We start from the raw sequence: 13,932 nt of genomic DNA, 5'->3' as shown, positions 1-13,932 counted from the left end.
CGAAACTCCTGCTAATCCCGCTTCGAACTCGAAGGATGATCCGGCTCCGCGGTCTCGCGAACTGTTCGACCGCGCCAGGAAGGTCACCCCGGGCGGGGTGAACTCACCGGTTCGCGCGTTCCAGTCGGTCGGTGGGACGCCGCGCTTCATGGTCCGCGGATCGGGGCCGTACCTGTGGGACGCCGACGACAACCGGTACGTCGACCTGGTCTCCTCCTGGGGGCCGATGATCAACGGCCACGCCCATCCCGATGTGGTGCGCGCGGTGCGGGACGCCGCGTCGGGCGGGCTGTCCTTCGGCACCCCCAGCGCCGGGGAGATCGAGCTAGCGCAGGAGATCATCGACCGGGTGGAGCCGGTCGAACAGGTCCGGTTGGTCAACTCCGGGACCGAGGCCACGATGAGCGCGGTGCGGCTGGCCCGTGGTTTCACCGGCCGCCGCAAGATCGTCAAGTTCGCCGGCTGCTACCACGGGCACGTGGACTCGCTGCTGGCCAGCGCCGGCTCCGGGGTGGCCACGCTGGGGCTGCCGACTTCGCCCGGGGTCACCGGGGCGCAGGCCGCGGACACGCTGGTGCTGCCGTACAACGACCTCGAGGCGGTGCGCCAGACCTTCGCCGAGCACGGCTCGGAGATCGCCGCGGTGATCACCGAAGCGGCGGCCGGGAACATGGGCGCGCTCGCGCCGCAGCCCGGGTTCAACGCCGGCCTGCGGGAGATCACCCGGGAGCACGGCGCCCTGCTGATCATGGACGAGGTGCTGACCGGTTTCCGGGTTTCCCGCGCCGGGTGGTACGGCCTGGACGGGGTCGCCGGTGACCTGTACACCTTCGGCAAGGTGATGTCGGGCGGGCTGCCGGCCGCCGCGTTCGGCGGGCGGGCCGAGGTCATGGCCCACCTGGCGCCGTCCGGCCCGGTGTACCAGGCGGGCACGCTCGCCGGGAACCCGGTGGCGGTGGCCGCCGGTCTGGCCAACCTGCGGGCCGCGGACGAGGACGTCTACGCGGCTCTGGACCGCAACGCCGAGCGCTTGGGCGGGATGGTGACCCGGGCGCTGACCGAAGCGGGGGTGGCGCACCAGCTCTCGGTCGCCGGGAACCTGTTCAGCGTGGTGTTCCGGGAGTCCCCGGCGCACAACTACGAGCAGGTGCAGGACCAGCAGGCCTGGCGGTACGGCCCGTTCTTCCACGAGCTGCTCAAGCGCGGGGTGTACCCGCCGCCGAGCGCGTTCGAGTGCTGGTTCGTCAACGCGGCGATGGACGACGAGGCCTTCGAGACGATCGAGGCGGCACTGCCGCACGCGGCTCGGGCCGCCGCCGCGGCGACTCCTCCGGAGCAGGCATGAGTGGACAGAAGACCGTGGTGCACCTGGTTCGACACGGTGAGGTGCACAACCCCGAGGGAATCCTCTACGGACGGCTGCCGGGCTACCGGCTGTCCGACCGGGGGGAGCAGCAAGCGAAGATGGTGGCGGAGTTCCTGGCCGGCCGGGCCATCCGGAAAGTGGTCGCTTCGCCGCTGGAACGGGCCCAGCAGACCGCGGCGCCGATCGCTGCGCTCTGCCAGCTCGAGGTGGACACCGACGAGCGGCTGATCGAGGCGGACAACAAGTTCGAGGGACTGCGGGTCTCGGTCGGCGACGGGGCGCTGCGTTCGCCGCGGCACTGGCCGAAGTTGTGGAATCCGTTCCGTCCTTCGTGGGGGGAGCCGTACCTGCAGATCGCGCACCGGATGCTCGGTGCGGTGCACCGGGCGCGGCAGCAGGCGGAGGGCCACGAGGCGGTGTGCGTGTCCCACCAGCTGCCGATCTGGACGCTGCGCAGGTTCTTGGAAGGCAGGCGGATGTGGCACGACCCGCGGCACCGGCAGTGCTCGTTGGCTTCGGTGACCAGCCTGGTGTTCCGGGACGAGGAACTGGTCCGGATCGCCTACGTCGAGCCGGCCGGGGAGACGGACCCGAAGGTGACCGGCGCATGAGGAAGTGGCTGAGCCGACTCGGGCCGCTCGCCGCGGTGCTGGCCGTGCTGCTCACCGGCTGCACGGCTGGAACCGGTTCTGACGACGGCGAATTCACCTTCGTCTCGCCGGGCGGGCAGACCAGGATCCACTACGAACCGCAGGAGCGCGGCCGGGTCACCGGCCTGTCCGGGGAGAGCTTGCTGGAGCCGGGCGAGCAGATCCACCTGGACGACTTCGCCGGACAGGTCGTGGTGCTCAACATCTGGGGCTCGTGGTGCGGCCCGTGCCGTTCGGAAGCCGACGACCTGCAGGAAGTGCAGGACAAGACGGCGGAGCAGGGCGTCCAGGTGTTGGGCATCAACGTGCGGGACAGCCGGCAGGCGGCGGCGGACTTCCACCGGGACCGCGGGCTCACCTACCCGTCGATCTACGACCCGCCGGGCCGTTCCCTGCTGGCGCTGCGGAACTTCCCGCGCAGCACCGTGCCGGCCACGATCGTGCTGGACCGCCAGCACCGGGTGGCCGCGGTGTTCCTCACCGAGATGCTCGCCAGCGAGCTGCTGCCGGAAGTGCAGAAGGTGGCTGCCGAACCGGCCGCCTAGTGCTGCGGCGCACCGGGACGAGCGGCGAGCTTCCCGCCGGGAATGCCGGGAAAGTCCTTTCGGGGCCAAGGTCCTGCAAAATCGGGACCTTGGCCCCTGCCGTGCCGCCCGCTCGCTCCTCCTCACCCGCTCACCAGGGAAGATGTGGTGGTGTTCACCGAGCCCGGTGCACGTGGCGGAAGCGGGTTTACCTACCCTCGAGATGTGAACCCCACTGAGCTCGCCGCGTCCGGGCCGCTGTTGTTGGCGGCCGCGATCGCGGCATTGGCGGGGGCAATCAGCTTCGCGTCGCCCTGCGTGGTGCCGCTGGTCCCGGGTTACCTGGCTTACCTGGCCGGCGTGGTCGGGGCGGAAGCGCCTCCGGTGAACGAGGCCGAAGCGGCGCACAACCGCCGCGGCCGCTGGCGGGTCGCCGGTGCGGCGATGCTGTTCGTCGGCGGTTTCAGCGTCGTCTTCGCGGCCGGTGCTCTGCTCCTGCTCGGACTGTCGGACGCGCTGCTGGCCAACGAGCAGTGGCTGCAGCGGATCGGCGGACTCGTCACGGTCGCGATGGGACTGGTGTTCCTCGGTTTCGTCCCGGCGCTGCAGCGGGATGTGCGCATCCACCGCGTGCCGAAGGCGGGGTTGTGGGGAGCGCCGCTGCTCGGGGCGGTCTTCGGGCTCGGGTGGACGCCTTGCCTGGGGCCCACCCTCATCGGGGTGATCTCGGTCGCGGCCGGCACGGACGTCGACACCGGTACCGCGGTGCGCGGCGTGCTGCTGGTCGCCGCCTACTGCCTCGGTCTCGGGCTTCCGTTCGTGCTGCTCGCGTTGGGAGCGCGTTGGGCGGTGCGGAGCACGGGCTGGTTGCGCCGGCGCGCCCGCACCATTCAGTTGGCAGGGGGAGTGCTGCTGGTTCTGGTCGGCGTGTTGCTGGTCACGGGATTGTGGGGAGAGCTGGTCGCGGTGCTGCGCGGCCCGATCGCCGGTTTTGAGATGCCTATCTGATGCTTACCCAGTTGAAGGCCCTGCTGGCCTTGCTCCGGAACACCTGGCGCGGTCTGACTTCCATGCGCACCGCGCTGGTGCTGCTGTTCCTGTTGGCTCTGGCGGCGCTGCCGGGCGCGTTGATCCCGCAGCGCTCGGTCAACCAGTCCGGAGTGGACGACTACTTCAACAAGCACCCCGAGCTGGCGCCGGTGCTGGACAAGCTAGGCATGTTCGAGGTGTTCAGCTCGGTCTGGTTCGCAGCCATCTACGTGCTGCTGTTCATCTCGCTGATCGGGTGCCTGCTGCCGCGCACCGCCGAGCACTACCGGCAGTGGCGCGCCAAACCGGTGCGCACCCCGCGGAACCTGCGCCGGATGCCGCACTACGAGACCGCCACATCGGACCGGTCGGTCGATGACGTGATGAGCGCGGCCCGCACCCGGCTGAAGGGCTGGCGGCTGGTGGAGCGGGACGAGGGGGACGGTGCCCGCTCGATCAGCGCGGAACGCGGCTACCTGCGGGAAGTCGGGAACCTGCTGTTCCACTTCGCGCTCGTCGGCCTGCTCGTCGGGGTGGCCGGCGGCAAGCTGTACGGCTACGAGGGCCAGGTCGTGGTGATGGCCAACGGCTCGTCCTTCTGCAACGCCGGAACCTACAACTTCGACTCGTTCCGCCCCGGGTTGTCGGTGGACGGCACCAAGCTCAACCCGTTCTGCGTGCGGGTGAACGACCTGGACGTCGACTACCTGCCCAACGGGCAGGCCGAGTACTACCGCGCCGACCTGGAGTACCAGTCCGGAGAGGACTTGGAGAACGACGTCTGGCGGCCGTACCAGTTGGAGGTCAACCACCCGCTGCGCACCGCCGGTGACCGGGTGTACCTGACCGGCAACGGCTACGCCCCGCAGTTCACCGTGATCTGGCCGGACGGCCAGCGGCGCACCGGGCTGGTCCAGTGGCAGCCGATGAACCCCAACACCATGCTCTCCCAGGGGGCCACCAAGTTCGACCGGCCCGGCGTCACCGACCCGGTGGAGCGGCGGGAGCAGCAGCTGGCCATCACCGGCTTGTTCGCCCCCACCGCGTCCTTCGAGGGCAGTTTGCTGAGCTCGCAGTACCCGGGGTTGGAGGATCCCGCCGTGGCGGTCGACGTGCTGCGCGGCGACCTCGGGCTGGACTCCGGCCGTCCCCAGTCGATCTTCGGGGTCGACCAGAGCATGGTCGAGCAGGGCCGGTTGAAGCAGGTGGCCCGGGAGAACCTCCGCCTCGGCGAGGAGATCCGCCTCGACGACGGCACCGTCGTCCGCTTCGACGGCGTGGAGCGCTGGGTCAACCTGCAGGTCTCGCACGACCCGTTCCAGCCGTGGGTCCTCGTCTCGGCCATCGCGGTGATCAGCGGGCTCATGGTGTCGCTGAGCATCAAGCGCCGCCGCATCTGGGTGCGCGCGGTGCCGAACCCGGAGGCCGGTGCCGGCTCCGGCGAACGTACTGTGGTCGAAGTGGGCGGCCTCGCCCGCACCGACCAGGCCGGTTATGGCGAGGAATTCGCCCGGCTGGCTGCTGACCTGCTGGGCACTGCGGGAGGGGAGTCGCCGCAGTCACGTGTGGCTGCCGGGACCGCGCGCGAAGGGAAGAACTGATGCCGGTCAACCAGACCCTGTCGACGTACAGCGACATGGCGTACGCCACCTCGGTGGTCATCTACATCTTCGCGATGTTGCTGTACCTCGGCGAATTCGCTTTCGGAACCCCGGGCAAGGCGGTGCGGCGCAAGGAGGTCGCGCAGGTCGGCGCCGGGGGCGGGAGCACGGTCGCCGAAGCCCCGCCGGAAGTGGGGCGGATCGAGCAACCGGAGCGGCGCCCGCTGCGGGAACGGCTCGGCGGCATGGCCGTGTCCATGACCGTGCTCGGGGTGCTGGTGCACTTCGCCTCGCTGCTGCTGCGCGGACTGGCCACCAACCGGGTGCCGTGGGGCAACATGTACGAGTTCGGCTCCGCGATCTGCCTGGCCGCCTGCATCGCTTGGCTGGTCACGCTGTACGCCCTGGCCAAGTCGCAGACGGGGAGCGCGGTGCGGGTGCGTCCGCTCGGCGGTTTCCTCATGCTGCCGGTGGTCCTGCTGCTGTTCCTGTCCGGGACGGTGCTCTACGCGGAAGCCGCTCCGCTCCAGCCGGCCCTGCAGTCCTACTGGATCGTGATCCACGTCTCGGCCGCGGTGATCTCCAGCGGTGTGCTGCTGGTCGCCGGCGTGGCCAGCCTGCTGTACCTGCTCCGGCTGCGCCACGAGAACAACCCGCTCAAGCTCGCCAAGTTCGGTTCCCGCCTGCCCACCAGCCAAACCCTGGACCGGCTGGCCTACCGCACGACGGTGCTCATCTTCCCGATGTGGACGTTCGCGATCATCGCGGGCGCCATCTGGGCGGAAGCCGCGTGGGGTCGTTTCTGGGGGTGGGACCCGAAGGAAACCACTTCTCTGGTCGCCTGGATCGTCTACGCTGCCTACCTGCACGCACGGGCCACCGCTGGTTGGCGGGGTGCTCGCGCGGCGTGGATCAACATCCTCGGCCTGGCGGTGATGATCTTCAACCTGTTCTTCGTGAACATCGTCGTATCGGGCCTGCACTCGTACGCTGGGCTGTAGTCCGCCCGGCGCGGGAGTTTTCCCCGGTCACCGGCGCAGCAGCTGGAGAGCCGGCAGCTGCGGGGCGGGCGGAGCCGGCTGCGAACCCGTCCGCCCGGTGACTTCCGGGGCCTCGGGGGACTACCGTGCCTTGCTGGAGAGCCCGTTTCGGGCCGGCGGACCGGCTCGAATCGTGTTGGAGGGGACGGCAACGGTGACCGGAAACCAGGACAACCCCGAGGCTCAGCGGGAAGCGGCCGACGGCGCACCGCAGGTGAACCACTACACCGAGCCCGGGACGAACCCGATGGTCGGGAATCCGGCAGCGGGCGGCCATCCAGCACCGTCGTATGTGGATCCTTCCGCGCCGCAACCCCAACCGCTGTACGCCGATCCAACGACTTCCGGGCCTCAGCAGTACCCGCAGTTCTACGCCGATCCGGCGAGTTCTGGGCCACAACCGGCGACTTCCGGGGCGTACCCGGTGCAGCCCGGCTCGCCCCAGGCGCCCAACGGGCAGCTTCCCGCCGACGGCGGCGGGTCCCCCGGCCACCCGCAGGCGGGTGACGCGCAATCCGCCCCGTACCCGCAGGCCGGTTTCGCGCAGCAGCCGGTCCCCGGGCAGGTCTGCCCGCAGCCCGGACAGACGCCCCCGGCCCAGCCCGGGCAATTCGCCCCGGAGCTGTCCTCCGCCCAGCTGCTGCGGCAGGCCAAGCCCATCCCGCAGTCCGGCTGGCGCAAGTTCGTCTACTTGCTGTCCGGCAAGACGATCAACCTCGGGGAGAGCCCCGCCGACCGTCACCGCCGCGAGCTGATCGCGCGGATCAACCAGCCGCTGCAGGGCTGCTACAAGATCGCGATGCTGAGCTTGAAGGGCGGGGTGGGCAAGACCACCACCACCGCCACGCTCGGGGCGACCTTCGCGTCGCTGCGCGGCGACCGGGTGATCGCGGTGGACGCGAACCCCGACCGCGGCACCCTCAGCCAGAAGATCCCGCTGGAAACCACCGCCACGGTGCGGCACCTGCTGCGGGACGCCGCCCGGATCCGCAAGTACAGCGACATCCGGACCTACACGTCCCAGGGGCCCAGTCGGTTGGAGGTCCTCGCCAGCGAACAGGACCCGGCGGTTTCGGAGGCTTTCAGCGAAGACGACTACCGGCGCACGGTGACCCTGCTCGAGCACTTCTACAACGTGGTGCTCACCGACTGCGGAACCGGTTTGATGCACTCGGCGATGAAAGGCGTGCTGGACATCGCCGATTCACTGGTCATCATCTCGTCCAGCTCCATCGACGGAGCCCGCAGCGCTTCGGCCACATTGGACTGGCTGGACGCCCACGGGTACGGGGACCTGGTGGCCCGGTCGGTGACGGTGATCAACTCGGTGCGGCCGTCCGCCAAGAAGGTGGACATCGACAAGCTCACGGCGCACTTCGCGTCCCGTTGCCGGGCGGTGGCGAAGATCCCGTTCGACCCGCATCTGGAAGAAGGCGCGGAAGTGGAGCTCGACCAACTGGCTTCGCGCACCAGGCTGGCGCTGCTGGAGCTGGCTGCGATCGTGGCGGACGACTTCCCGCACGCAGCGGGGCGGCAACAACTGAGCTGATGCGAACGGGCGGGAACCGCTCCGCTCCGGCCCGCCCGTCAGTTCTCCTCTCCGGGGCGCTGCTTGCGCTGCTGTTCGCTGATCCGCCGCAGGAACTCGGGATCGTCGTCTGGCGCCACCGGACGTCGGTTGGAGCGCTGCTCGAACGCGGTGGTGTCGGGGCCGAAGGCCCGCCACATCAGCACAGCGAGCGTGACCGCGCCGATCGCCGCCAGGACATAGATCATGTGGCCACCTCCAAGCTTCCTGCTACCGAGATTAGCTGAACATCCGGTCTGGGCGGTTCACGGCTAGTGATGAATCTCTTGCTGCCCGTTGCTCAACGTGCTCGGGGGTGGCGAGGTGGTGCGCCGTGCCGGCTGCTGGCCGACCGGGGAGACCGCGGAGCGGCCCTTCCCCGGCCAGTGGCCAGCGGCGACCCGGCTTTCAGGAAGGACGCTTGGCCTCGTTGGTGAGCTCGGCCAGCAGTGCGCGGACCTCGGACTCGCGGAACCGGCGGTGACCGCCAGGAGTCCGGATGGAACCGATCCGCCCAGCGGTTGCCCAGCGCGTCACGGTCTTCGGGTCGACCCGGAACAGAGCTGCGACCTCCCCGGGGGTGAGGAGCTGCTCCTGGCCGTTCTGGCGGGACTGCTGGGTCGTTGCGGTCACAGGACCTCCAGTTTCCGAAGATGGTTATTCGGGCATTCCGGTCGCATCCTGACACTTACATGGTCAGGTACTCGAACATTTGGGTTTAGGTAAAGGGAAAGTAAGGGACGAAAACCACTCTTCGGGCGACGTCGAGCCCGCGCAGCTCCTGCCGAAGATCCCCGACGTGCGTCCTCTACCCTGGTGAACGTGCCGGAGCAGCAGGAACCAGAGAAGACCGGAACAACGGCGACCACCAGTCTCGCCCGGGACCTGGCCCTTTACACGGTCGCCCGGTTCGGCCTGCTGGTCCTCGTGGCCGCCGTGCTGGTGCTGATCGGCGTTCCGCTGCTGGTGGCGGCTGCGGTTTCAGTTGTGGTAGTGATGCCGCTGTCGATGTTCGTGTTCAGCGGGCTCCGCCGGCGGGTCGCGACCGGGATCGCGGAACGAACGGCCGCCCGGCGGCAGCGCCGGGAGCAGCTGCGCGCTGAACTGCGTGGGGAAAACACCGAGCAGCAGTGACCGTTGACCTCGACCGCTCCAGCGCGCAACACCGCGCCTGGACCAGCGAAGCAGTCCGAATCATCGAAGCCGACGCCAACCGCAGCGCCGACACCCACCTGCTGCGGTATCCGCTGCCCCCGGAATGGGGAATTGATCTTTACCTCAAGGACGAGTCAACGCACCCGACGGGTTCCTTGAAGCACCGGTTGGCCAGATCCCTGTTCCTGCACGCGATCTGCAACGGCTGGGTGACCAAGAACACGCCGGTCATCGAGGCCTCCTCCGGTTCCACCGCGGTTTCCGAGGCGTACTTCGCCCGCATGCTGGGGCTGCCGTTCATCGCCGTCGTCCCGCAGTCCACCAGCCGCGAGAAGGTCGAACTGATCGAATGGCACGGCGGGAAGTGCCACTTCGTCGAAGACCCGGGGGCCATCTACAGCGAGTCCCGCCGGTTGGCCGCCGAGCTCGGCGGCCACTTCATGGACCAGTTCACCTACGCCGAGAGCGCCACCGACTGGCGCGGCAACAACAACATCGCCGAATCGATCTTCACCCAGCTCGCCATGGAACCGCACCCGGAACCGGCCTGGGTCGTCGTCGGGGCCGGCACCGGAGGCACCAGCGCGACCATCGGCCGGTACCTGCGCTACCGCCGGTACCGCACCCGGCTGGCCGTGGTCGACCCGGAGCACTCGGTGTTCTTCGACGCCTGGCGGCACGGTGACACCACCCTCACCAGCTGCAGCGCCTCGCTGATCGAAGGGATCGGCCGCCCGCGCGTCGAGCCCTCCTTCATCGGCCAGGTCATCGACCGGATGATCAAGGTGCCGGACGCCGCCTCGATCGCCACCGCCCGGTTCGCGTCGAACGTCCTGGGGCGGCGCGTCGGCGGCTCCACCGGGACCAACCTGTGGGGCGCCTTCCAACTGGTGGCGGAAATGCTGCGCACCGGACAGCGCGGCAGCATCGTGACGCTGCTCTGCGACGGCGGCGAGCGCTACACGCACACGTACTACGACGACGAGTGGGTCGCAGCGCACGACCTGGCCCTGTCCGGGCCGGTGTCCGCACTGGACCACTTCCACGCCACCGGGCAGTTCCCGGTCGGCGGCTGATCTGGGAAGGCAGGTGCAGGTGAAGCTTTCGGCGCGATGGGGCGTGGTGGCCGCCGCGGGACTGCTCGCCGCGTGCAGCGCGGAGCAGCCGCAACCGCCCGCCGAGACCACCAGCGACACCGAAACCACCACGATCGACGCGGTGACGCCCTCGATCACCCGGGAAGTGGAGCCCGCGCAACGAGTTCACCTGGACCGCGCTCCGGCTGAGGAGCTGTGCCAGCTGGTCAGCACCGACGACCTGGCGCAGTTGGCCTTCCCGGTGGAGCCCGGCCGGCCGCGGAAGCTCGGGGCCGGCTCCCCGGTGCGCGGCTGCCAGTTCCCGGAGCAGGACGGGACCCGCTCCGTGCTGCTCGCCGCTCAGCCGCCCGAGTACACCGATCTCGGCCGCGCGGAGGTCGACCTCGGCGACGTCACCGGGACCCAGCTGCTCCGCGCCGGGGACTGCACCGTCTACGCCCCGGTCGACGGAGCTGCCCTGCAGGTCTCGGTGATCGCAGCGGAAGCCGACTCCACCCAGTGCGAGACGGCCCAGGGGATCGCCCAGTACGTGCTCGCCGCGGTGGCCCGCTGAACCGGGCCCGCGCTACCCGATCGCCAGCGCGATCGCCGTCAGCACCGACCAGGCCAGCATGGCCAGCCCGGTGTCCCGCAAGGTGGGGATCAACTGCCGGCCCATCGCTCCGCCGACGACCGTGCGCAGCGGCACCACCAGCAGCGGCAAGGACAGGAAGGCCAGCAGCGCCCAGGAGTTGCGCAGGCCGATCAGCAGCGACATCAGGTACGGGACCAGCACCAGCGCCACGTAGAGCGTGCGGCTGTCCCGGTCCCCGAGGATGACGGCGAGGGTGCGCTTCCCGGACTCCAGGTCGGTCGGGATGTCCCGGAGGTTGTTGGCCACCAGCACCGCGCTGGAGAACGAGCCGACCGCCACCGCGGCCCCGATGCTGAACCCGGTGATCGTCCCGGCCTGCACGTACAGGGTGCCGAGCACCGCGACCAGGCCGAAGAACAGGAAGACCGCTATCTCGCCGAGCCCGGCGTAGCCGTAGGGGCGCTTGCCCCCGGTGTAGAACCAGGCACCGAGGATGCACAGCGCGCCGACCGCCAGCAGCCACCAGTGCCCGGTCAGCACCACGATCGCCAGTCCGGCGACCGCGGCCAGGGCGAAGCACGCCCACGCCGCGTTGCGGACCGCTTCCGGGCGGGCGGCACCGGAACCCACCAGGCGCAGCGGCCCGACCCGGCTGAAGTCGGTGCCGCGGATGCCGTCGGAGTAGTCGTTGGCGTAGTTCACCCCGATGATCAGCAGGAGTGCTACCAGGAGCGCGAGCAGCGCGGTGACCGGGTTGAAGCTGTCGATGCCCGCTGCCGCCCCGGTACCGGCGATCACCGGGGCGATCGCGTTCGGCAGGGTGCGGATGCGCGCGCCTTCGATCCACTGAGCGACAGTCGCCATAACTGCCATCTTCGTCCATTCGGGTTCCCCGGTTGCCGGCGGTCAGCTCCTGAACAGGGCGGACAGCGCGCGGCGGTCCGGTTTTCCCGGTCCCCGCAGCGGGAGTTCGGGCAGGAACAGGACGTGCTTGGGGACCGAGGGGGCGCCGAGCTGCTCCCGCACCGCGCTCTGCAGCGCGGTCCGGTCCGGTGGGGAATCCGGGTCGGTCGGCACCACGGCGGCGACCACCGCCTGGCCCCATTCGGGGTGGGGGACGCCCAGCACGCACACCTCCCGCACCCCCTGCTGGGCGGACAGCACTCGCTCGATCGGCAGCGGGGCCACGTTCACGCCGCCGGTGATGATCAGGTCGTCGGCGCGGCCGAGGACTTCCAACCGGCCGTCGCGCCAGCGGCCGAGGTCACCGGTGCGGAACCAGCCGTCCTGGAACGCGTCGGAACCGGGGTGGTTGCGGTAGCCGCGGGCCAGCATCGGCCCGGCCAGCGAGATCCGCCCGGAGGTGTCCAGCTCGACGTCGGTGATGTCCAGCGGCTGCCCGTCGTAGACGCAGCCGCCGGCGGTTTCGCTCATCCCGTAGGTGGTGACGACCTGGACGTCGGCTTCAGCGGCCCGGTTCAGCAGGTCGGGCGGTGCAGCCGCGCCGCCGACCAGGACGGCGTCGAACTTCCGCAGCTCGGCGAGCCCTTCCTCGGGGGAGTTGAGCAGTCGGGTGAGCTGGGTGGGCACCAGCGAGGTGTAGTGGGGGCCGCTGTCCTGCAGGACGCGGCGGGCGGCGGTGGTGAAGCGGTCGGGCCGGAAGCCGTCGGTGGTGTCCACCGCCTCCACCGGGCGACCGGCCAGCAGGGCGCGCACCAGCACTTGGATCCCGGCGATGTGGTTGGCCGGCAGCGCCAGCAGCCAGCTGCCCGGGCCGTGCAGTCGCCGGTGGGTGGCTTCGGCGGAGGCGCGCAGCGCGGCCGCGGACAGCAGCACGCCCTTGGGCTGGCCGGTCGAGCCGGAGGTCGCGATCACCAGGGCGGTCGGGTCGTCCGGGCTGTCCTCGTCGGCCCCGAGGGGGTTCGCCGCGTCGAGGGCGTCGGCGATCCGGCTGGCTCGTGCGGGGTCCTGCGCCGGCACCGGGAGCAGCGCGGGACCGGTTCCGTCGAGGGCGTCGCGCAGCGCCGGAACGATCTCCAGGGCCCGGTCGCCGAGGGGTACGGGGAGGGGCTGGAGTTTGCGCGCTGCGGGCATGCCGTCATTCTCCGCCTGCGACGAGGGCCACCCGCAGGGCCCTTGTCGATTACCTGTTCGAGCGATCAAGTGTTCGAATCCGGGAGCCGAAGAAACGGGTAGCCGACGGAGAGGAGCAGGCGTTGATCGTGCTGATCGTTCTTCCCGAAGCGCTCGCGGAACGCCCGGGTCCCGGGCAGGACCGGTGGGACGCGCCAGGCGCTGGTCCGGTCCCGCCCGGTGCAACGCTCTGGTCAGTAGTACCAGGGGAAGGAGGACCAGTCCGGGTCGCGTTTCTCCAGGAAGGCGTTCCGTCCCTCGACGGCTTCATCGGTCATGTAGGCCAGGCGGGTGGTCTCCCCGGCGAAGACCTGCTGCCCGACCAGGCCGTCGTCGATGGCATTGAACGCGAACTTGAGCATGCGCTGCGCAGTTGGCGACTTGCCGTTGATCTCCCGCGACCACTGCAGCGCGGTGGCCTCGAGTTCCTCGTGCGGGACGACGGCGTTGACCATGCCCATCCGGTGGGCGTCTTCGGCGGTGTAGGTGCGGCCGAGGAAGAAGATCTCGCGGGCGAATTTCTGACCCACCTGGCGGGCGAGGTAGGCCGACCCGAACCCGCCGTCGAAACTGCCGACGTCGGCGTCGGTCTGCTTGAATCGGGCGTGCTCTGCACTTGCGATTGTGAGATCGCACACGACGTGGAGGCTGTGCCCGCCGCCGGCGGCCCAACCGGGCACCACTGCGATCACGATCTTGGGCATGAACCGGATCAGCCGCTGGACTTCGAGGATGTGCAGCCGTCCGGCGCGCGCCGGGTCGATGGTGTCGGCGGTCTCGCCGGAGGCGTACTGGTAGCCGGTTTTCCCGCGGATCCGCTGGTCCCCTCCGGAGCAGAAGGCCCAGCCCCCGTCCTTGGGCGAGGGGCCGTTCCCGGTGATCAGGACGCAGCCGACATCGCTGGTCATTCGGGCGTGGTCGAGCGCCTGGTAAAGCTCGTCCACGGTGTGCGGGCGGAAGGCGTTCCGCACTTCCGGCCTGTTGAAGGCGATTCGCACAGTGCCTTTGCCCGGGCCTTCTTCAGTGCACCGGTGATATGTGATGTCGGTGAAATCGAAGCCCGCTACAGGCTCCCATACGCTCGGATCGAACAGCTCAGAGACACGGGGATTCTGCACACCTGGGACAATAGAGGCCGCGGGGAGCAAGCGCGGGGGCCTCCCCGGAATGCACAGCGTCCGTTCAGTCGGCGAGGG

At 69.8% G+C, this 13,932-nt stretch carries 15 protein-coding genes; 10 read left to right on the top strand and 5 right to left on the bottom strand.

The window, feature by feature from the left end; genetic code table 11:
• The first annotated feature begins 61 nt into the window (after positions 1-61).
• The 7 genes from hemL to SREC43747_RS0100410 all read left to right on the top strand — a co-directional run bounded on the left by hemL (position 62) and on the right by SREC43747_RS0100410 (position 7,759).
• A complete protein-coding gene (gene hemL / locus SREC43747_RS0100440; RefSeq protein ID WP_236622949.1) occupies positions 62-1,345 on the top strand; it encodes a glutamate-1-semialdehyde 2,1-aminomutase in 1,284 nt (427 codons plus the stop codon).
• The gene (locus SREC43747_RS0100435; protein ID WP_029719182.1) at positions 1,342-1,977 is read left to right on the top strand and encodes a histidine phosphatase family protein; all 636 of its coding nucleotides are present in this window, start codon (positions 1,342-1,344) and stop codon (positions 1,975-1,977) included. The genes hemL and SREC43747_RS0100435 overlap by 4 nt, the downstream gene beginning before the upstream one ends.
• The gene (locus SREC43747_RS0100430; RefSeq protein WP_029719181.1) at positions 1,974-2,561 is read left to right on the top strand and encodes a TlpA disulfide reductase family protein; all 588 of its coding nucleotides are present in this window, start codon (positions 1,974-1,976) and stop codon (positions 2,559-2,561) included. The genes SREC43747_RS0100435 and SREC43747_RS0100430 overlap by 4 nt, the downstream gene beginning before the upstream one ends.
• Before the next feature lie 204 nt (positions 2,562-2,765).
• Positions 2,766-3,548: a cytochrome c biogenesis CcdA family protein gene (locus SREC43747_RS0100425; protein WP_029719180.1), complete on the top strand. Its 783-nt coding sequence runs from the start codon at positions 2,766-2,768 to the stop codon at positions 3,546-3,548.
• Positions 3,548-5,170, top strand: coding sequence for a cytochrome c biogenesis protein ResB (gene resB / locus SREC43747_RS0100420; RefSeq protein WP_029719179.1), 1,623 nt, complete (start codon positions 3,548-3,550; stop codon positions 5,168-5,170). The genes SREC43747_RS0100425 and resB overlap by 1 nt, the downstream gene beginning before the upstream one ends.
• Entirely contained in the window at positions 5,170-6,171 is a 1,002-nt protein-coding gene (gene ccsB / locus SREC43747_RS0100415; protein ID WP_029719178.1) for a c-type cytochrome biogenesis protein CcsB, read from the top strand. Before resB ends, ccsB begins: the two co-directional genes overlap by 1 nt.
• A 286-nt stretch (positions 6,172-6,457) precedes the next feature.
• Positions 6,458-7,759 (top strand): MinD/ParA family ATP-binding protein, encoded by a 1,302-nt coding sequence (locus SREC43747_RS0100410; protein WP_029719177.1) that lies wholly within the window; start codon positions 6,458-6,460, stop codon positions 7,757-7,759.
• 38 nt (positions 7,760-7,797) lie between these two features.
• Here the strand turns inward: SREC43747_RS0100410 and SREC43747_RS0100405 are convergent, their stop codons facing one another.
• Together SREC43747_RS0100405 and SREC43747_RS0100400 are read right to left on the bottom strand one after the other, a co-directional pair.
• On the bottom strand, positions 7,798-7,986 hold the full coding sequence (locus SREC43747_RS0100405; protein ID WP_029719176.1) for a hypothetical protein: 189 nt from the start codon (positions 7,984-7,986) through the stop codon (positions 7,798-7,800).
• Between the two features lie 199 nt (positions 7,987-8,185).
• Positions 8,186-8,410 carry a BldC family transcriptional regulator gene (locus SREC43747_RS0100400; RefSeq protein ID WP_029719175.1) on the bottom strand — a complete coding sequence of 75 codons (225 nt, stop codon included), beginning with the start codon at positions 8,408-8,410 and terminating at the stop codon, positions 8,186-8,188.
• A gap of 189 nt (positions 8,411-8,599) precedes the next feature.
• On the opposite strand from SREC43747_RS0100400, the gene SREC43747_RS0100395 reads away from it, so the two are divergent.
• From SREC43747_RS0100395 to SREC43747_RS0100385, 3 genes are read left to right on the top strand one after another with little or no spacing between them, the layout of a single operon-like run.
• Entirely contained in the window at positions 8,600-8,911 is a 312-nt protein-coding gene (locus SREC43747_RS0100395; RefSeq protein WP_051387484.1) for a DUF4229 domain-containing protein, read from the top strand.
• On the top strand, positions 8,908-10,008 hold the full coding sequence (gene cds1 / locus SREC43747_RS0100390; RefSeq protein WP_029719173.1) for an L-cysteine desulfhydrase Cds1: 1,101 nt from the start codon (positions 8,908-8,910) through the stop codon (positions 10,006-10,008). The genes SREC43747_RS0100395 and cds1 overlap by 4 nt, the downstream gene beginning before the upstream one ends.
• Positions 10,009-10,021: 13 nt before the next feature.
• Positions 10,022-10,582 (top strand): DUF3558 family protein, encoded by a 561-nt coding sequence (locus SREC43747_RS0100385; protein ID WP_152528267.1) that lies wholly within the window; start codon positions 10,022-10,024, stop codon positions 10,580-10,582.
• Between the two features lie 12 nt (positions 10,583-10,594).
• Here the strand turns inward: SREC43747_RS0100385 and SREC43747_RS0100380 are convergent, their stop codons facing one another.
• From SREC43747_RS0100380 to SREC43747_RS0100370, 3 genes are all read right to left on the bottom strand, one after another.
• Positions 10,595-11,467, bottom strand: a complete 873-nt coding sequence (locus SREC43747_RS0100380; RefSeq protein ID WP_029719171.1) for a 1,4-dihydroxy-2-naphthoate polyprenyltransferase — start codon at positions 11,465-11,467, stop codon at positions 10,595-10,597.
• Positions 11,468-11,509: 42 nt separating this feature from the next.
• Complete coding sequence (gene menE, locus SREC43747_RS0100375) at positions 11,510-12,697, bottom strand: o-succinylbenzoate--CoA ligase (RefSeq protein WP_029719170.1); 1,188 nt, start codon at positions 12,695-12,697, stop codon at positions 11,510-11,512.
• Positions 12,698-12,930: 233 nt separating this feature from the next.
• The gene (locus SREC43747_RS0100370) at positions 12,931-13,854 is read right to left on the bottom strand and encodes a 1,4-dihydroxy-2-naphthoyl-CoA synthase (RefSeq protein WP_029719169.1); all 924 of its coding nucleotides are present in this window, start codon (positions 13,852-13,854) and stop codon (positions 12,931-12,933) included.
• Positions 13,855-13,932 lie beyond the last annotated feature (78 nt).

The sequence above is a fragment of the Saccharopolyspora rectivirgula DSM 43747 genome, assembly GCF_000497205.1.
GTDB lineage: Bacteria > Actinomycetota > Actinomycetes > Mycobacteriales > Pseudonocardiaceae > Saccharopolyspora > Saccharopolyspora rectivirgula.
Note: the sequence above shows the minus strand (reverse complement) of the source record. Positions and strands in the feature narration are given on the sequence as shown.